Source organism: Alteromonas hispanica, assembly GCF_010500915.1.
GTDB lineage: Bacteria > Pseudomonadota > Gammaproteobacteria > Enterobacterales > Alteromonadaceae > Alteromonas > Alteromonas hispanica.
This window is the reverse complement of the sequence record NZ_JAAAWP010000002.1, coordinates 396,828-415,653: the sequence shown is the minus strand read 5'-3', so window position 1 is coordinate 415,653 and position 18,826 is coordinate 396,828. Positions and strand designations below refer to the sequence as shown.

The 18,826-nt window shown below is 43.0% G+C and carries 14 protein-coding genes; 13 read left to right on the top strand and 1 reads right to left on the bottom strand.

Annotation, left to right across the window (positions count from 1 at the left end; all coding sequences use genetic code 11):
* Positions 1-39: 39 nt before the first annotated feature.
* From GTW09_RS04760 to GTW09_RS04710, 11 genes are all read left to right on the top strand, one after another.
* The gene (locus tag GTW09_RS04760) at positions 40-1,893 is read left to right on the top strand and encodes a DUF885 domain-containing protein (protein ID WP_163110482.1); all 1,854 of its coding nucleotides are present in this window, start codon (positions 40-42) and stop codon (positions 1,891-1,893) included.
* A 115-nt stretch (positions 1,894-2,008) separates the two neighbouring features.
* Complete coding sequence (locus tag GTW09_RS04755; RefSeq protein ID WP_163110480.1) at positions 2,009-2,566, top strand: sigma-70 family RNA polymerase sigma factor; 558 nt, start codon at positions 2,009-2,011, stop codon at positions 2,564-2,566.
* On the top strand, positions 2,559-3,263 hold the full coding sequence (locus tag GTW09_RS04750; protein WP_163110478.1) for a DUF3379 family protein: 705 nt from the start codon (positions 2,559-2,561) through the stop codon (positions 3,261-3,263). The genes GTW09_RS04755 and GTW09_RS04750 overlap by 8 nt, the downstream gene beginning before the upstream one ends.
* Before the next feature lie 235 nt (positions 3,264-3,498).
* Complete coding sequence (locus GTW09_RS17740) at positions 3,499-5,457, top strand: diguanylate cyclase (protein ID WP_163110476.1); 1,959 nt, start codon at positions 3,499-3,501, stop codon at positions 5,455-5,457.
* A gap of 262 nt (positions 5,458-5,719) precedes the next feature.
* Complete coding sequence (putP, locus tag GTW09_RS04740; RefSeq protein ID WP_163110474.1) at positions 5,720-7,225, top strand: sodium/proline symporter PutP; 1,506 nt, start codon at positions 5,720-5,722, stop codon at positions 7,223-7,225.
* Between the two features lie 239 nt (positions 7,226-7,464).
* Positions 7,465-8,379, top strand: coding sequence for a sulfate adenylyltransferase subunit CysD (cysD, locus tag GTW09_RS04735; protein ID WP_071979528.1), 915 nt, complete (start codon positions 7,465-7,467; stop codon positions 8,377-8,379).
* Entirely contained in the window at positions 8,379-8,975 is a 597-nt protein-coding gene (gene cysC / locus GTW09_RS04730) for an adenylyl-sulfate kinase (RefSeq protein WP_163110472.1), read from the top strand. Before cysD ends, cysC begins: the two co-directional genes overlap by 1 nt.
* Positions 8,976-9,767, top strand: coding sequence for a 3'(2'),5'-bisphosphate nucleotidase CysQ (gene cysQ, locus GTW09_RS04725; protein WP_163110470.1), 792 nt, complete (start codon positions 8,976-8,978; stop codon positions 9,765-9,767).
* Position 9,768: 1 nt separating this feature from the next.
* Entirely contained in the window at positions 9,769-11,184 is a 1,416-nt protein-coding gene (gene cysN, locus GTW09_RS04720) for a sulfate adenylyltransferase subunit CysN (protein WP_163110468.1), read from the top strand.
* Positions 11,185-11,201: 17 nt separating this feature from the next.
* Entirely contained in the window at positions 11,202-12,926 is a 1,725-nt protein-coding gene (locus GTW09_RS04715; protein WP_163110466.1) for an SLC13 family permease, read from the top strand.
* Positions 12,927-13,215: 289 nt separating this feature from the next.
* Positions 13,216-13,920 carry a YIP1 family protein gene (locus tag GTW09_RS04710; protein ID WP_163110464.1) on the top strand — a complete coding sequence of 235 codons (705 nt, stop codon included), beginning with the start codon at positions 13,216-13,218 and terminating at the stop codon, positions 13,918-13,920.
* 35 nt (positions 13,921-13,955) lie between these two features.
* Here GTW09_RS04710 and GTW09_RS04705 read toward each other — a convergent pair whose 3' ends face one another.
* Complete coding sequence (locus tag GTW09_RS04705) at positions 13,956-14,849, bottom strand: DUF3025 domain-containing protein (RefSeq protein ID WP_163110462.1); 894 nt, start codon at positions 14,847-14,849, stop codon at positions 13,956-13,958.
* A gap of 138 nt (positions 14,850-14,987) precedes the next feature.
* Here GTW09_RS04705 and GTW09_RS04700 point away from each other — a divergent pair, with 138 nt between their 5' ends.
* Together GTW09_RS04700 and asnB are read left to right on the top strand one after the other, a co-directional pair.
* Positions 14,988-16,661: a M28 family metallopeptidase gene (locus tag GTW09_RS04700; RefSeq protein ID WP_163110460.1), complete on the top strand. Its 1,674-nt coding sequence runs from the start codon at positions 14,988-14,990 to the stop codon at positions 16,659-16,661.
* 485 nt (positions 16,662-17,146) lie between these two features.
* On the top strand, positions 17,147-18,817 hold the full coding sequence (gene asnB, locus GTW09_RS04695; RefSeq protein WP_071979536.1) for an asparagine synthase B: 1,671 nt from the start codon (positions 17,147-17,149) through the stop codon (positions 18,815-18,817).
* Positions 18,818-18,826 lie beyond the last annotated feature (9 nt).

Here is an 18,826-nt window from a genome sequence, read left to right as displayed (position 1 = left end):
CATAAACATATGTGCAGCGAACCAAGACTGGGAGATAACATGAAAAAATCACTATTTTCACTTACACCGATTGCCATTGCACTATTATCAATAACAGCGTGCTCTCCGGCTAATGAAACATCACAAACACAACCTACTGCGGTTAAAAGTGAAAAAGACTCGGCGCAAACAGAATCCCAACGCCTTGCAGCGTTTTTTGAGCGTTCATTTGAAGAAGACTTGAAACGTTCCCCCCTATTTCAAAGTTACCTAGGAAAAAAATGGGATTACGACAAGTGGGATGATATTAGCGAAGCTGAGGTAGATGCACAAATAGCTATTGCTAAAGAAAGACTCAGCACGCTGGAGTCCTTTGACACTCAAAAGCTTAACGAGCAAGAAAAACTCAGTCTTCGTCTGTACAAACTTGGCATTGAAAGAGACTTAGCCAACGATGAATTTCGCCACCATCGTTATATAGTGCACCAGTTCAGAGCTGCTCATACGCAAGTACCTAGTTTCCTTATCAATATTCACAGCGTAAAAAGCAAGGAAGATGCGGCAGCTTATGTAAGTCGACTTAACAATGTGAGTACCTACTTCGACCAGGTCATCGACCAGATGAAGTTAAGAGAAAAAGCCGGTGTATTCCCACCGAAATGGGCTTACGACCAAATGATCGATGCATCTCGAAACGTTATCAAGGGTATTCCATTTGACACATCCGAAACAGCTTCGACACTTTGGGAAGATTTCCAAGGCAAAGTGAGCGCTCTATCATTAACTGATGAAGAAAAGGCGGCACTCCTCGAAGAGGCCAAAAAGGCGTTAACTAGCTCGGTTGAGCCCGCCTATGAGCGCTTAATAAAAGAATTAGCACACCAAAAAACACTGTCTCCAGAGGGCGATGGGGTTTGGCGACTGCCCGATGGAGAACAGTGGTATCAAAACCGTTTAAATTGGTTTACTACTACCGATCTAACTGCTTCAGAGGTTCACCAAATTGGCTTGAATAATGTTGAGCGGATCCACAACGCTATGCGCGACATTATGGAAGAAGTTGAATTTGAGGGCACACTTCAAGAATTCTTTGTTTTTATGCGTGAAGATGATCAGTTCTATCTTCCGTCAACGCCCCAAGGAAGACAGCAATATCTTGATGATGCCAAACAAGCAATCGACGATATGAGAGAGGAAATCCCTGATTATTTCGGCATTCTTCCTGAAGCCCCCATGATTGTAAAACGGGTGGAGGCATTTAGAGAGCAATCTGCGGGGAAAGCCTTTTATCAAAGCCCGGCACAAGATGGAAGCAGACCCGGTATTTACTACGCTAACCTATATGATATGAAGGCGATGCCAACGTACCAACTAGAAGCCTTGGCGTACCACGAGGGTATTCCAGGCCACCATATGCAGCGAACTATTGCTCAAGAACTCGATGGTATTCCACAGTTTCAGAAGTTCTTAAGCTTTACTGCGTATACAGAAGGCTGGGGGTTATATACCGAAGAACTTGCTAAAGACATGGGCTTTTACAAAGACCCCTACTCTGATTTTGGTAGATTAGCCATGGAGCTATGGCGTGCTTGCAGACTCGTTGTCGACACCGGTATTCATGCTAAAAAATGGTCTAGAGAAGAGGCGGTACAATACTTAGTTGAAAATACGCCAAACCCTGAGTACGACGCACAAAAAGCCATTGAACGATATATTGCTATGCCCGGGCAAGCTACTGCTTACATGATTGGAAAACTCAAAATAATGGAGTTACGTGAGAAAGCAATGAATGAGCTCGGGGACAATTTCGACTGGAAAGGCTTTCATGATGAAATTTTAAAAAATGGTCCAGTTCCGCTTTCTATATTAGAAGAGAACGTAGACGCTTGGGTTAAAAACCGAAGCGCCATGTGATGCTTTACTGTTAAAGTGATAATGTTAAAGAGCGCCTAGGCAGTTTCGCCGCGGCGCTTTTTTTTGCGGCGCAACACTTGGGTAATCTTTCAAAACACAAAATGGAAAATATTTTATGTTTGCTCGAAATAAAATCGATAACACGCAGGTCTTATCGAGTATGAAAGCAAAGCATCAAAGATATGAAGCCCTAGTGAAGGCATTTCACGCCGATATTTTCCGTTACGCTTACTGGCTAGTGAAAGACAGAAGTGTAGCTGAAGATATTGTTCAAGAAACATTCCTTAGGGCGTGGCGTTCCCTCGACGCTCTCAATGACGAGAAAGCAGCAAAAGCTTGGTTGATCACGATTTTGCGCCGTGAAAATGCTCGACGATTTGAGCGCAAACAACTAGATGTTGTTGATATCGATGATGTGTTTATCCACGACGAGACTCAGCAAGCAGATGGCGATATCAACCAACGAGAACTCCACCGGCTACTCGGGGGGTTAAGTATTGAATATCGAGAACCTCTTATTTTGCAGCTATTGTTCGGTTTTAGCGGTGAAGAAATTGCCGCACAGCTAAATCTCAATAAAAACACGGTTATGACACGTTTATTTCGAGCCAGAAATCAGCTGAAAGAGGCGGTCGAAAAACAAGATGAAAACAGAGGTCGAATAAATGGATGATTTAGAGTTTAGACGCAGAATTTATGCGGATCCAGAAACGACTGACAGCGACCTTATTGCCGCAGCAAATGCCGATGAAAAAAAGCGTAGCTTTTGGCATGAGCAAAAACAAATGGACAAAAAGCTTAAGCAGGCGTTAAAGGTTGAAGTACCTGATGATTTAGCGAGCAAGCTTATTTGGCAGCAGTCTGCTGATGAATTCAATCGCTATAAGAAAAGAAGCCGATGGTATATGGCAGTCGCGGCCTCAGTGGCTTTTACTATTGGGATAAGTATCACTATGTGGAACCAGGGCTCGGTCGACCTTTCAGGGCAAGCGCTCGCCCATATGCAGTATGCAGAGGTGGAAGAAGCACACTCTCTTTTGCCTGTTGACCTGAATATGGTAAATGCAAAATTAGCAAGCTTCGGCGCCAGTTTTAGCGACATGATTGAGGGTATTGAGGTAGCAAACTACTGTCACTTAAATACGGTGAGAAGCCTGCATTTGATTATTGATACCCCGCAGGGAAAAATGTCGGTATTCGTGGTACCTAAAGACGAGCACATGGAGCTGCCTAGCTATTTTGAAGACAATCGCTTTCACGGAGAAAGCATAAAAATGAGGCAGGCAAACGTCATTGTTGTCGGCGATAAGCGTGCTGATCTTACAGAGATGAAAGAGGCGGTTGCAAAAAGAATGCAGTTTACTGCCTGAGTAAGCTGAATATCTAAAGCTAAATTGATGTAAGTGCTTCCCCCAATTTTTTCGCCGATTACAGACTTTACAATATTACTGATAATTTAACATGCAAACCGCCCTCACACCTTATATACTCTTCGCCCGTTTGCGTCTCATGATCTACTAATGATTTTCTAAAAATAGCCATTGTAGGGTATTGCGGCGATTGAAAAGCATCACGATAAAAAAGATAGAGTAAGCAGGTCGCAAAGTGAGTATCAGTAGTGTAAGTATATTTGTAAAAGCCTCTTTGCTTTTACTAATATATATCCCCTCTTTAGTTTTTGCCTCATCGCTTCAAAATGGCGATGCGGAAAAAATTAACCGCTACGCTAATCTCACTCATGCCGTGCTTTATGAATGGAACTATCCTTCTGAGCTCTCAAACGAAGACATTCTCCAACAACTCAAGCAAAGCAAACTCCAATCTGATAAATCGGATATAAGTGTTGTTTTTCGGCATGTGATAGCCCTATCTAACGCTCAACAAGTTGATGCGCCAAAAGTCCCCGTTGTTATAAAAGAAGTTCTCTTAGATAGACATTGGCAAGCTTTAAAGAGAGCCGATATTAAAACTTACGCTTTTTTGAAGGCGTACCATATCTATATTAAAGGTTTCAATGATTTTAAAGGCTCAGTGAAGCGTCTTAGCTCAACTGTTCCTGCACTTTACAGCTTAAAGAACGACCTTCTACGCTCAGGTAACAAAGTAGCAATCATAACGGTTAGTATGTGGATTGCGTCGGAGTTGATTGATACAGCACCTATACAAGCGATAAATGAAATAGAGTTTGCGTTGCCTCATTTACCCATTGAACCATCAGGTAACAAACTCGTAATGGAAATTAACCTGGTTGATGCGCACAATGATTTAGCGGACTTATACCTAAACTTGAATGTACCGACCAAATCAGCCGAGCATGCCAAAAAGTTCATATCTTTGAAAAGACAGTATCGCTCTTTAGAAACAACGGACTTTTTATTTGCAATTAGTACTCTAAACCGACTTGGCAAGTTCGACGAAGCTCTAGAATTAATTGAAGAAGCGAGAGATAGCGCCCCCGTTGACGACCACTTTGAAAGTGTGTTTCTAGATATGTTTGAAATGAGTGTTTATGGCTCTCGACTAAGAGAGGGAGACAAGGCAAAACTGACTGAACTTAGCACTCGAGTCTTGAACTCTTCGGTTTTGTTTCCAAACGAGTCTGCTGACATAAAGCCTACTGCCAACGCCATATATAACGCAGTGAATGGAAACGATGAGGAATTTAATTATTCGATTCTTCAGCTTGAGGAAGCATTTGAAAAGAAATACTCTTCCACGCCTCTAAAAAATAAAGCCGTGTTGAATAGGTACCTCATACTGAAGCATATTTATAACATCCGAGGTGATATCGAGAATGCATTTTCATATCAAGAAAAGTATCAACTGGCTTTGTTGAATTCTCATGGGGAGAAATTCCAATCTGCTAGCGGCATCAAGCTAGATTTGCTTTCAAAAGATATTGAACTTGCTGAATATCGCCAAAAAGAATTGCTCTCATTACAGCAAGAAAAAGTGGGATTAACAGGAGACAAAGCGAATTTACGCACCGCAGTATTTGCACTTATCGCAGTTATCTGCCTTATGATTACCTCATGGTTATGGCTAGCAAAAAAACAAAGTGACAAACAAGCCAATACCGACTCTCTTACAGGCGCTCTTACCAGACGAGCAATGCTACGACAATTAAAAGCACTGCTTAAAAGACACCCATCTTCCTGTCTTGCACTGCTCGACATAGATCACTTTAAACGCATCAATGACAAATATGGCCATGCTGTAGGTGATGAAGTATTAAGTACATTTAGCGATATCATTCGCCAAAGAATTCGAAAGAGTGACTTAGTGTGCCGGTATGGCGGCGAAGAATTTCTTATTTACTTTGAACATTCCACAGAACAAGAAGTGACAGCAATTCTTGACGAGTTAAACAACTCCTTCTCAAGTAAAACAAATTGGTCTACTACCAATAAAGCATTCACCGTGTCATTTTCTAGTGGCGTTGTTGCACTAAACGGAACAACAAACTCTGAATCTGTTATTAAATTGTGCGACGACCTGTTATACAAAGCAAAAAATCGCGGGCGCTCAAGAGTTGAATCGACAACATTGGCGCACAGCTATTAACCCCTACTACTCCCTATTAATATCCTTATAAACACCCGAATTAGCAGGCTTCAAAAACTTTCTCCCCTCGAGCACCTCGAACACAGGGGTTATGCTGGTGCTAGCGAGCGTCTTATGCTAGTAAACCCACAGTTGGATAAATATTATCAAAATTAGCATAATCTTTTAAAAAACCGTTCAAAAACCAACCAGTGAGCACATACTTACATGGAGACTCCAAATTATTGGTGATAGCATGGAATAAAAATTAAAGGGAACATATATGGCTACTGGCACGATTATTTCGTTGGGTTTGTATTTTGTTGTAATGTTGGGGATAGGTCTTTTTGCTTACCGGCAAACAGACACCAACGTTGAAGGTTATATGTTAGGTGGCCGCCAGTTAGGCCCGGCCGTTACCGCTTTATCCGCAGGCGCGTCTGATATGAGTGGTTGGATGTTAATGGGTCTTCCGGGAGCAATGTATGTCTCGGGCTTATCTGCAGGCTGGATTGCCGTAGGTTTAACGCTAGGCGCACTAGCCAATTATTTACTTGTCGCCCCACGACTGCGTATCTATACCGAAGTTGCCAGCAACTCCATCACCATCCCGGATTATTTCGAAAATCGTTTTGCAGATAACTCACGCATTCTTCGAGTTATCGCTTCTGTCGTTATTGTCGTTTTCTTCACTCTTTATACATCGTCTGGTGTAGTTGCCGGCGGCAAATTATTTGAAACCTCGTTCGGGTTGAGTTACGAAACTGGCTTGTATGTCACTGCAGGCGTTGTTGTTGCCTATACATTGGTCGGCGGGTTCATGGCAGTTAGCATGACCGACTTTGTACAAGGCTGTATCATGTTTGTTTCGCTAATCATGGTGCCAGCGGTGGTTATCAGTGAATTGGGCGGTATTGGCGCATCTATCGATGCACTTGATAACATCAACCCTGCTTTGTTTGACGCATTCATGGATGCATCTTCGAATGAAGCCATAACCTTTATTGGTATAGTGTCGCTGATGTCCTGGGGACTGGGTTATTTTGGTCAGCCACACATTATTGTGCGCTTTATGGCGATACGCTCGGTGCAGGATATTCCGAAAGCCCGTAACATTGGTATGAGTTGGATGATCGTATCTATTATTGGTGCACTAATGACAGGCTTATTTGGGCTAGCCTACGTAACCGGAAATGGTAATTCCATCGACCCCGAAACCGTTTTCATCTACCTTTCACAAATTTTATTCCACCCTCTTATTGGTGGCTTCTTATTAGCCGCAATTTTAGCGGCGATTATGAGTACAATTTCATCGCAACTGTTAGTAACGTCTAGTTCACTTACCAGTGATTTTTATCAAGCATTTTTACGTAAAGACGCCTCTGACCAAGAGTTAGTTATTGCCGGTCGACTAAGCGTAATTGCAGTTGCGCTAGTCTCAATATTTTTAGCGTACGACAGAGACAGCACCATATTGACCCTAGTCAGCAATGCTTGGGCAGGGTTCGGCGCCGCATTCGGTCCATTGGTTCTATTTAGCTTATTTAAGCGTGAAATGACTCGACGGGCAGCTTTAGGCGGAATGGTTGTAGGTGCGGTAACTGTATTACTGTGGATATATCTACCGGTAACTATCAACGGCCAAGCGCTCGGAGACTGGATGTATGAAATAGTACCTGGGTTTATTCTTTCCAGCCTAACTATTATTATACTGAGTAAAACAGGCAAGCCGCGCGAGGGTGTCACTGAAACCTTCGATAAATTTCAAAAGCAATTTAACGCGCGTTAATAAGAAATTCATTGTTTTGTAAAGCCTCAAATTGTTTCGCAATTTGAGGCTTTTTACGTTCTAGTCGCCAAAACAAGCGCTTATGACTAAATTATATAGCCTTTCTATTTTTGAGAATAAGTAAGCTATTTTAAATAGCAAAATGGCATACTACTTTTGAAAATAAATATGTTATCTTTCTATGCAGAAAAACAACCCGCATATAACTTTTTTTTATATAACATAAATCGGACTTCAAAATGACTGCAAGTATCCCGTCTATCACGCATTTGAAACAACTCGAAGCCGAGAGTATCCAAATTTTTCGAGAAGTTGCTGCTGAGTTTGACAACCCAGTAATGCTTTACTCGGTAGGAAAAGACTCTTCGGTTCTTCTTCATCTAGCACGTAAAGCGTTTGCACCAGGTAAAATTCCTTTCCCTCTTCTTCACGTAGACACCACGTGGAAGTTTGGCGAAATGATAAAATTCCGCGATGAGCAGGCGAAAAAGCACGGCTTTGATCTGCTTGTTCACATCAATGAAGAAGGTGTTGAAGCTGGCGTAGGCCCATTTAGCCACGGCTCAGCAAAACACACTGATATCATGAAAACCCAGTCTCTTAAACAAGCACTGAATAAGTATCAATTTGATGCTGCATTCGGTGGCGCCCGTCGTGATGAAGAAAAATCTCGCGCCAAAGAGCGTGTTTATTCATTCCGTGACAGCAACCATCGCTGGGATCCAAAGAACCAACGCCCAGAGTTGTGGAACATTTATAATTCACAGGTAAACAAAGGCGAAAGTATTCGTGTATTTCCAATGTCTAACTGGACTGAGCTAGATATCTGGCAATATATCTACCTTGAAAACATCGATATTCCACAGCTATATCTGTCAAAGCCGCGCCCAGTAGTAGAGCGTGACGGCGTTTTGATAATGGTAGATGATGACCGCATGCCGTTAGAAGAAGGCGAAGTGCCAGAAATGCGCTCTGTTCGCTTCCGTACTCTAGGTTGCTATCCATTGACCGGTGCTGTTGAGTCAACAGCGGCAACACTTCCAGAAGTTATTCAAGAGATGTTGCTTACCAAGACGTCTGAGCGTCAAGGCCGCGTTATCGACCATGACAGCGCAGGCTCTATGGAGAAGAAGAAAATGGAAGGGTACTTCTAATGGCCACCGACAATGTTGTTTGGCATAAACATGAAGTCAATAAAACTACCCGTTCTGAAAAGTTAGGTCAAACACCTCGCGTGTTTTGGCTTACCGGGTTAAGTGGTTCTGGTAAATCTACGTTAGCCAACTTGCTTGAGAAAAAACTTCACGAACAAAATAAACATACGTACCTGTTAGATGGCGACAACGTACGTCACGGCTTATGTGGCGATTTAGGCTTTAGCGATAAAGATAGGGTCGAAAACATTCGCCGTATCAGCGAAGTTGCCAAGCTATTTGTTGACGCTGGAACCTTGGTACTGACTGCGTTTATCTCTCCGTTTAAAGCTGACCGTGATTATTGCCGCAGCTTAATGGAAGAAGGCGAGTTTGTAGAAGTGTTTATCGACACGCCACTTGAAGTGTGCGAGCAGCGCGATCCTAAAGGTTTGTATAAGAAAGCTCGTAGCGGCGAAATCAAAGACTTCACCGGCATCGACTCAACTTACGAAGCGCCCGAAGCACCAGAAGTACACTTAACGTATCAGGACGAATCTGCAGAGCAAACCGTTGAACGTTTATATGCTCTGCTTGAAGAAAAAGGATTGGTGTAAATGACAATGCCTATTAATTCTTTAGCACAAATCGTGCTACGCATTGCCAAAGAGGCAGGCGATAAAATAATGGCGATTTATGAGAACGACTTTGCCATTTACGAAAAGCAGGATACTAGCCCGCTAACTGAGGCTGATTTAGCTGCCCATAACGTTATCGTAGACGCTCTTACTGCAGAGTCTGATTTACCTATCCTATCTGAAGAATCGGCTGATATCTCGTGGGACGAGCGCAAGCAGTGGCAGTCATACTGGCTGGTCGACCCTCTTGATGGCACGAAAGAGTTTATTAAGAAAAACGGTGAGTTTACGGTAAATATTGCACTTATCGAAAACGGTATACCGACTATGGGTATTGTTTACGCTCCAGCGTTAAACAAAAGCTATGTGGGTATTGTTGGTGAAGGTGCTTGGACCGAAATCGACGATGTGTTCACGCCTATCACGGCGAAGAAACACAGCGGTAACGACGTGTGGAAAATAGTCGGAAGTCGTTCTCATCAAAGCCCTGAAATTCAGAATTTACTAGCACAACTTGAAGGTGAAACTGAACTGGTAGCTATGGGAAGTTCTTTAAAACTCTGTTTAGTGGCAGAAGGTGAAGCCCACCTTTACCCTCGTTTAGGCCCCACATCGGAGTGGGATACAGGTGCAGCGCATGCTGTTGCCATTGCAGCTGGTGCTAGAGTAACTGTGCTCGACCCAGCAAACCCATTAGACACCAAAGCAGAAGATCTTACCTACAATCAGAAAGAATCTGTGTTAAACCCCTTTTTCCTTGTGAGCGCATAACATGAACAACGAAAACGAATTATTAAGACAAGACATTCTGTCTTACCTAGAACAGCACGAAAAGAAAGACATGCTACGATTCCTTACGTGTGGAAGCGTAGATGATGGTAAAAGTACACTTATTGGTCGTCTACTTCACGACTCGAAAATGATTTACGAAGACCAACTTGCCGCTATTACAAAAGACAGCAAGAAATCGGGGACAACAGGCGAGAAAGTAGACCTTGCTTTACTTGTAGACGGTCTTCAATCTGAACGTGAGCAGGGTATAACAATTGACGTAGCTTACCGTTACTTTTCAACCGACAAGCGTAAATTTATTATTGCAGACACCCCAGGGCACGAGCAATATACACGTAACATGGTAACCGGCGCGTCCACCTGCGACCTTGCTATCATCCTTGTCGACGCACGCGGCGGAGTAAAAGTACAAACCAAGCGTCATTCGTTCTTAGTTTCATTGTTGGGGATTAAACACGTTATTGTTGCTATCAACAAAATGGATTTAATGGACTATTCGCAAGACGTTTACGAGCAGATTCAAGCTGACTATCTTAAGTTTGCTGAGCAACTTGATATTCCTGATATTCAATTTGTTCCACTGTCTGCGCTTGAAGGCGATAATGTTGTAAGTATTAGCGAAAACACGCCCTGGTTTAACGGCACGCCATTAATGGAAATGCTGGAGAACATCGAGATTGGTGAAGACGACAACCATGACGACTTCAGGTTTCCAGTACAGTATGTTAACCGTCCTAACTTAGATTTCCGCGGATTCGCAGGCACAGTGGTTTCTGGTCAAGTTGCGCCAGGAGACGAAATTACTGCACTTCCTTCTGGCAAAACATCAAAAGTTAAGCAAGTAGTGACTTTTGAGGGTGACCAAGAGCGCGCTTATGTACCTCAGGCGGTAACGCTTACTCTAGAAGATGAAATCGATATCTCTCGTGGCGACATGATTGTAAAGTCAGATAATTTGCCTTTGCTTTCTACGCAGTTCAAAACTCATCTTGTGTGGATGTCTGAAGAGCCATTGATGCCAAACAAGCAATACTTGTTTAAGTTTGCAACGAAATCAACACCTGGTGTTGTCGCTCATATCGATAATCAAATAGACGTTAACACATTAGAAAAAGCCGATGCTATGCACCTAAATCTCAATGAGATTGGAGTGGTTGATGTGAAATTTACTCAGCCTATTGCATGCGACCCTTATAAACGCAATCGCCCAACGGGTTCATTTATCGTTATCGATCGTCTTACCAACGGTACGGTAGGTGCGGGTATGGTAATTGATGCCATTTCTGGTGATGCACAGCATGCTTCTGCAAACTTTTCTGAGTTTGAATTAGAATTCAACGAGCTAGTGCGTAAGCACTTCCCTCATTGGAACGCTGTGGATATTTCTAAGCTATAAGCAGGACTGGACAATATATGGATGTTACCCAGTTCATCGTACTGGCAATTTTTGCCAGTACGATTTTTGCGCTGATTTTTACCAATCAGCGCCCTTCCACTGTATTTTCTGGTGCAGTGTTGGGTTTACTGGTTACGCAGCAATTATCGCTAGATGACATTCTACTAAATTTGACGAACAAGGGCTTAATCACCCTTGTTTTGCTGCTTTTAGTCAGTAGTGCCATTGATAAAACTGCACTTATCAAACGCCTTGGCAGAAAGTTAGTGACTGTTGACTTTACACGGTCGTATTGGCGATTGTTCTCGCTGACATTTATCTCATCAGCGCTTCTCAACAACACTGCTATTGTGGCAAGCCTCATAGGCCCCATTAAGCAAAACCAACATCATCCAGCTTCAAGATTACTTATCCCCTTGTCCTATGCCGCTATTTTAGGTGGTACGGTGACATTAATTGGAACGTCTACAAATCTTATAGTCGATAGTTTTTTGCAAGAGCATGGACATCCTGGCTTCAACTTCTTTGACTTTACCCTATACGGTACTGTTGCTGGATTGAGCTGCGGTTTATTGATGTTTTTGTTACTGCCACTACTACCGAATATCGGCAATAAGGACAGTAGCTACTTTGCCTATATGGTAGAAGCTGAGGTTGAAGCCGGCTCAGAGCTTATTGGCAAAACTGTCGAACAAAATCATTTGAGAAACCTTCCCGAGCTTTTCTTAGTAGAGATTGTCAGAGATAAGAATTTGATATCCCCTGTTGGCCCTGAGGTTGTTATTCTAGAAAACGATAAGCTGATGTTTTCGGGTAACGTACAAAAGCTAGACAATTTAAGCCATATAAAAGGCTTAAGTATGTTTGCCGAAACCGATGGCGTTTTACGGGAAAGCCTTACCGAGGTAGTGGTATCAAATCGTGCACAAATAATTGGGCAAACAATAAAGCAGTTGGGTTTTAGGGCGTTGTTTGATGCCGCCGTTGTTGCCATACGCAGAGACGGGGAACAACTCTCAGGTAAACTTGGGGAAATAAAATTAAAGTCTGGTGATTTTTTGCTTCTCGCAACAGGCCCTGACTTCGCGACTAGGCAAAACCTGAGTAAGAACTTCTTCGTACTTTCAGAGCAAAAAATCGCTCGCCCGCTCACCAACAAACAAGAATGGATCACGTTAGGTGGCTTTTTAACTACCGTTACACTTGCTGCATCTGACATTATTAATTTAGCCATCGGTTTGCTATTTTTGGCTGCAGTTTTGGTGATCATGAAAGTAACGTCTAATGGTGAAATGAAACGAAACCTTCCCCTCAATTTGATTGTGGTGATTGTGGGCGCGTTGAGTTTAGCTACTGCACTTGAAACTTCAGGTGTAATTGCTGTTACAACTCAAGCGTTAATGCCCATACTGTCTGGCACTGACTGGTTTATTGCATTAATAGCTATATACCTGATTACACTTTTGCTTACTGAATTTGTGACTAATAATGCCGCTGCTGCCTTAATGTTTCCTTTTGCGTACGGCTTAGTGGAGATTATTGGTGCTCCGCTCATGCCCTTTGCTTTAGCGGTTGCCTTTGCTGCAAGTGCTAGCTTTATATCACCTTTTGGGTATCAAACTAATTTACTGGTATACAATGCCGCGAACTACCGGTTTTCCCATTTCATAAAAATAGGTCTACCTATATCGATTGTGTACAGCGCCATTGTGCTTTGCCTTCTTAATGCGACTTATTTTTAGCCCGTGGACGTCAGCTTCGAACATCAGGCTAGGTAAATAAGTCAAAGAACGGTGATTAGGTTTTAAGTGAATAAGGAAGCTGTTGCTTCCTTTTTTATTCTTATACCCTATATGGTATTAAACTTACCGTGTAAATTTGCTCAACAATTACTTACAAATTAGTATGTTGAAAAATTTGCATTGCGCTGTACTTTGGCGAGCCAACTCCGTACTCTACTTAAAAAAAGCCGCTCTTATTCGAATGGCCAAATAACCAAATAAAAACAAAACTATTTTCAGGGAGAAAGAAATGCACTCGGTTTCAAACCCATTCCAGGCTTGCAACGATATATTTTTTAAACCTAATGGCGTGTTCAAGGCAGTTGGAGAAAGGAACAACTGGAGTTGGATGCCATTTTTTATGGTGATGGGCATCACATTAGTACTGCAATATCTGTACGTTAATTTTGTTGATATTGAATGGTTTGCGAATTTGAATATTGCTGCACAGGGCGATATGAGCCCAGCTGAAGAAGATCAAATGCGCGCCTTTTTCACCCGAAGCAGCTTAATGTGGTCTCAGCTTATTGGTGCGTTCTTTGCTCTCATTATCATTAACGCAATCTATGCCGTTTATCTAAACCTAGCCACCCGTGCAGATGACAGTCATGTTTTCGGTTTCACAGACTGGTACGGCTTCTCATGGTGGGTGTCTATGCCGTACGTGATAACAGGCTTATTAGGTCTTGCCATACTGCTCTTTACCAACGACCATCAGATATCGCCAGCTGCATTAGCACCAACGTCGTTGAGCTATATTCTCAGTGTCCCCATGGATTCTGAGTGGTTTGCATTTTGTCAGGCAATTCGATTAGAGCTGTTTTGGGGTATCTACCTTGCTATGGTCGGTATATCGCAATGGACATCATTTTCTAAGCAAAAAGCTGCAATAATCGCGACGGCGCCTTACCTTATTATTTATTCAATTTGGCTTGTTGCATTACTCGCATTCTAATTGATATCGCACGTTTTTACTGCTTTGGAACCTTTTTATATTGGCTTCCAAAGCGGTAACTGAGTCGGCATTTTCGCTCCCTCTCTAACCGGCCTAAAATACTCCTTGTTATTATAAAAATCGAGCGTCTGATCGTGGTGCCATCCCGGCACTCCTAATAAGGGAATGGGTTTTAGAATAGGAGCCTGCTGAAAATTATCTAACTGCACTATTCGCTCCACTAAAGCATTATCTAACACACTCCTTTGTTGCCAAGGGTCTAATTTGCTAAAACCACTAGGAACAGCGACTGCAAGCCATTTGCCCGTTAAACCAATAAATGGGCTAAGCATCATTTCTAAATTCGCATGTCCGAAGATAAACGGTGTTACGCATTTTCCCCATTTATCTCGCTGCTGAATAAATACTTCATGCCATTCATGCATCGCGAGGCTAGCAAGAAACTGGTTTAGCTCTGCTTTGCTTACGTTTTCTGTTTTACTAAAACTGTCACCAGCTTCAATAGCTAAGACAACACCGCATTCGTCGAAATGGGTTATTCGATTTCGTCTCGCCGTACGAGGGTTCGTCCCGAAGTTTGCGATATCCTTAATATGGAGTGCATTAAGCAGTGATTTTGCTTTCGGAAACTGAACCCAAATAAGCGCATTAAATAAATCGTGCCAGTTGTCCTCTCGTGTGGGAACCACATTGTCTTCGCCAATAATGGTTTCATAGTATCGACTTTCAGTAGCTGGAAATGTGCTTTGTCCCTTGAACGTTGGGCCTTGCCATTTTGGTTGAAACCGTTGCACTACCCTGTTGAGCTGCTGCGCACTGGGAAAAGCATTTTCATTTAGCAAGTTAACTTCTGACAAAAGGGCGGTAACACAAGGAGAGGCAGAATCATGAAGATGGCTTTTATCGAAAGGAATATGTGCTGATTGCATAACACCTATTGGTTCAGATTATGGAATTCTCTATACTGATGACTACGGCGTGTCGGTTTTTACCATGTGTTTCTGATATTTTTGCAAAAATTGACACTCCCTATTGTAGAGCAAAAAAACAATTAATAGAGATTAATAATGAAAAAAATGTTCTTGCCCTTGCTTGTTCCTGCGCTTTTTAGCGTAAGTGCATGTACACCATCTAACGATACAGAATCTCCACAAAACCAAGTGAAAAATGCCTTGCCAGCAGAGGCGTCAACAAATTTTGATGACGTGTATAACAGCATTTCAGACACTGATATCAGAGAGCCGTTGAAGATCCTTTCATCAGACGAATTTGAGGGGCGTTTACCAACCACTGAGGGTGAAAAGAAGACAATTGATTATCTGGTAAGCCAATTTAAAGAAGCCGGTTTAGAGCCGGGAAATGGCGATAGCTACCTGCAAAAAGTAGCGTTGATGGAAATTACTGCTGACCCCGACATGACAATGTCTATTGGAGACAATAGCTTCACCTATAAAGAAGACATGGTGGCATCATCCAAACGCGAGAAAGCGTCAGTGAGTCTAGAAGACTCTGAGCTAGTATTCGTAGGCTATGGTGTCAATGCGCCTGAATATGATTGGAACGACTACGAAGGGTTAGATGTTACAGGGAAAACCGTGGTGATACTCATCAACGATCCTGGCTTTGAAAACCCTAAAAGCGGTAAATTTCAGGGTACAACAATGACTTATTATGGTCGTTGGAGCTACAAATATGAAGAGGCCAGTCGCCAGGGTGCTGCAGCCGCTATTATTGTGCACGAATCAGCTCCGGCTTCTTACGGTTGGTCGGTAGTGGCAAACAGTTGGAGTGGTCCTCAATACGGTCTTGTAACACCCGACAAAGGCGCGAGCAGAGTTGCAGTTGAAGGCTGGCTGACATTAGATGCAGCTAAAAAAGTGTTCAGTGATGCCGGGTTAGATTTTACTAGCGAGAAGGCCAAGGCGATGAAAGGCCCCTATCACAAAGCCATGGATATCAAAGCCTCAGTTACCGTTAACAACACGTTCAAAAAGTCTGAGAGTAATAATGTTATTGCAACTTTACCCGGGTCTGCATTTGCAGATGATCACATCATCTATACAGCTCACTGGGATCACCTTGGTAAAGATGCTAGCAAAGAAGGTGATCAAATTTATAACGGCGCTCATGATAATGCTACCGGCACTGCCGCAATGATAGCGATGGCAAAGGCCTACTCTTCTCTAACCCCTAGACCGAAACGCTCAGTATCATTTTTGGTCGTGACGGCAGAAGAGCAAGGTCTGTTAGGCAGCAAGTACTATGCGGCTAACCCGGTCATTCCACTTGAGAGAACCGTCGCCAATATTAATATGGATGCCATGAATGTATTGGGTAAAACTAAAAACGTTGCCGTGGTTGGAATGGGAAAATCTGAGCTTGAAACCTATCTTAAAAAGGCTGCAGATAAGCAAGGAAGAGTGCTAACACAAGAGGATAAACCAGAGGCAGGCTACTACTATCGCTCTGATCACTTCAGTTTTGCGAAGCAAGGCGTACCAGCGCTTTATGCTGAAGGAGGCGACGAGCCTGCCGATGAGGAAACAGCTAAATATCGCAAGCGCATGAATGTTATCGTTACAGGCTGCTATCACCAAGTATGTGATGAGTATAGAGACAGCTGGGACTTAAGCGGCATAGTGCAAGATACACAGATGTTATTCGACGTTGGTGTGAATGTAGCGAACGCGCCTATGTGGCCTAAATGGAACGAAGGCAGTGAGTTTCAGCGCCAGTATTAAAAACAAAGCTAAACCGAAAGCGTAAAGATAAGAAAAGCGTGAAGCCCCGTCCCAGCGGGGCTTCTTCATTTACTCTGCACGTTTTTTTGCACTGCATTCGCAATGTGCATCGCTGTACCAACTTCACTATCGATAAAAAATTCAATAGAAACTTGTTAATCGCAACTTGTTAATCGTAAATAGTACAGAGGTTAGAACGCTAGCTTCTGGGAGTTAAAAGGAAACGTCGCAGCTAGCTAAGGTATATCATTGACGATTTTTCAGGCAATTTAGAATACTTTTGCATTTTTACCGTTAACAGGCTTCAAAAGAACTAATAAATTCCATTTTATCATCACAATATACTTGCAATTTCCTGTCAGACTGGCACATTCAAGACACGCGAACCATACAAATCAAAAATAATAATCTTTCGCTGCTTATAGACAAGCGCCCGACAGAAATAACCCATTTTTTTCAATAAGTGAACAGAGAGAACTCGTTTTATGTGTGGTATTTTCGGTATCCTTGATATCAAAACCGATGTGTCTGAACTCAGAACCCAAGCCCTCGATTTATCTAAACTTTTGCGCCACCGTGGCCCTGACTGGTCGGGTATCTGGAATAATGACAATACCATTCTTTGTCATGAACGATTGGCTATTGTCGATGTAGATACAGGCGCTCAACCGCTTATCAGTCAGAACGACAAACACATCCTTGCTGTTAACGGTGAAATATATAATCACAAGCAGTTAGCTGCTGATTTGGATGAGCCTTATCCATTTAAAACTCGCTCTGACTGCGAAGTTATACTTCCCCTATATCAACAAAAAGGCGTGGAGTTTATTGACGAACTAGAAGGAATGTTTGCTTTTATTCTTTATGACGAAGAAAAAGATGCATACCTAATCGCACGTGATCACATTGGTATTATCCCCCTTTACACAGGTTACGACGAGCACGGCAACTTCTATGTTTCTTCTGAAATGAAGGCGCTAGCCAGTGTGTGTAAAACCATAAGTGAATTTCCTCCAGGCCACTACATGTGGAGTAAGGAAGGCAAACTAACTAAATATTACAAGCGCGACTGGATGGACTATGAGAATGTAAAAGACAACAGCTCTGACCTCGAAGAGCTTCGAGTTGCATTTGAAAAGGCCGTGAAATCTCACATGATGTCAGACGTTCCTTACGCAGTACTTCTGTCAGGTGGTCTAGATTCCTCATTGGTGTCTGCAGTCGCAGCACAATATGTCGCCAAGCGTGTAGAAGATGAAGACAAAACAGACGCATGGTGGCCTAGACTCCACAGCTTCGCTGTCGGTTTAGAAGGTGCGCCTGACTTGAAAGCCGCCAAGAAAGTGGCTGATATGATTGGCACTGTGCACCACGAAATACATTTCACCATTCAAGAAGGTTTAGACGCGATCCGTGACGTTATTTTCCATCTTGAAACTTATGACACGACAACCATTCGTGCCGCCACACCTATGTATCTAATGACCCGAAAGATTAAGGCTATGGGTATTAAAATGGTGTTGTCGGGTGAAGGGGCTGACGAAATTTTTGGCGGCTACCTATATTTCCACAAAGCGCCAAATGCTAAAGAATTCCACGAAGAAACTGTTCGTAAGCTAGACCGTCTTCATATGTTCGACTGCGCCCGTGCTAACAAAGCGACTTCCGCCTGGGGTGTAGAAGCCCGCGTGCCTTTCCTTGATAAAAACTTCATTGATGTGGCCATGCGCTTGAACCCACAAGACAAGATGTGTCTTGATGGGAAAATGGAAAAATGGATCCTTCGTAAATCGTTCGATAACGGTGACACGCTTCCCGCAGAGGTTTTGTGGCGTCAAAAAGAGCAGTTTGGTGATGGCGTAGGCTATTCTTGGATAGACTCTATCAGAGATTTTGTAGACAACGAAGTGACTGATCAACAGCTTGCCACTGCCGAGTTCCGCTTCCCGCACAATACCCCTGATACGAAAGAGGGTTACTACTACCGCACTATTTTTGAGGGCTACTTCCCACAAGAAAGCGCGGCACGCTGTGTTCCAGGAGGAAAATCTATCGCGTGTAGTACCGTAGAAGCTCTTGAGTGGGATGAAAGCTTTAAGAACAATGCAGACCCGTCGGGTCGCTCAATGAAAGGGGTTCACTCGGGTGAATCTTAATATCAGCAG

Coding starts and splice junctions, on each gene's coding strand:
- GTW09_RS04760 (WP_163110482.1), top strand. CDS start 40: ATGAAAAAATCACTATTTTCACTTACACCGATTGCCATTGCACTATTA.
- GTW09_RS04755 (WP_163110480.1), top strand. CDS start 2,009: ATGTTTGCTCGAAATAAAATCGATAACACGCAGGTCTTATCGAGTATG.
- GTW09_RS04750 (WP_163110478.1), top strand. CDS start 2,559: ATGGATGATTTAGAGTTTAGACGCAGAATTTATGCGGATCCAGAAACG.
- putP (WP_163110474.1), top strand. CDS start 5,720: ATGGCTACTGGCACGATTATTTCGTTGGGTTTGTATTTTGTTGTAATG.
- cysD (WP_071979528.1), top strand. CDS start 7,465: ATGACTGCAAGTATCCCGTCTATCACGCATTTGAAACAACTCGAAGCC.
- cysC (WP_163110472.1), top strand. CDS start 8,379: ATGGCCACCGACAATGTTGTTTGGCATAAACATGAAGTCAATAAAACT.
- cysQ (WP_163110470.1), top strand. CDS start 8,976: ATGACAATGCCTATTAATTCTTTAGCACAAATCGTGCTACGCATTGCC.
- cysN (WP_163110468.1), top strand. CDS start 9,769: ATGAACAACGAAAACGAATTATTAAGACAAGACATTCTGTCTTACCTA.
- GTW09_RS04715 (WP_163110466.1), top strand. CDS start 11,202: ATGGATGTTACCCAGTTCATCGTACTGGCAATTTTTGCCAGTACGATT.
- GTW09_RS04710 (WP_163110464.1), top strand. CDS start 13,216: ATGCACTCGGTTTCAAACCCATTCCAGGCTTGCAACGATATATTTTTT.
- GTW09_RS04705 (WP_163110462.1), bottom strand. CDS start 14,849: ATGCAATCAGCACATATTCCTTTCGATAAAAGCCATCTTCATGATTCT.
- GTW09_RS04700 (WP_163110460.1), top strand. CDS start 14,988: ATGAAAAAAATGTTCTTGCCCTTGCTTGTTCCTGCGCTTTTTAGCGTA.
- asnB (WP_071979536.1), top strand. CDS start 17,147: ATGTGTGGTATTTTCGGTATCCTTGATATCAAAACCGATGTGTCTGAA.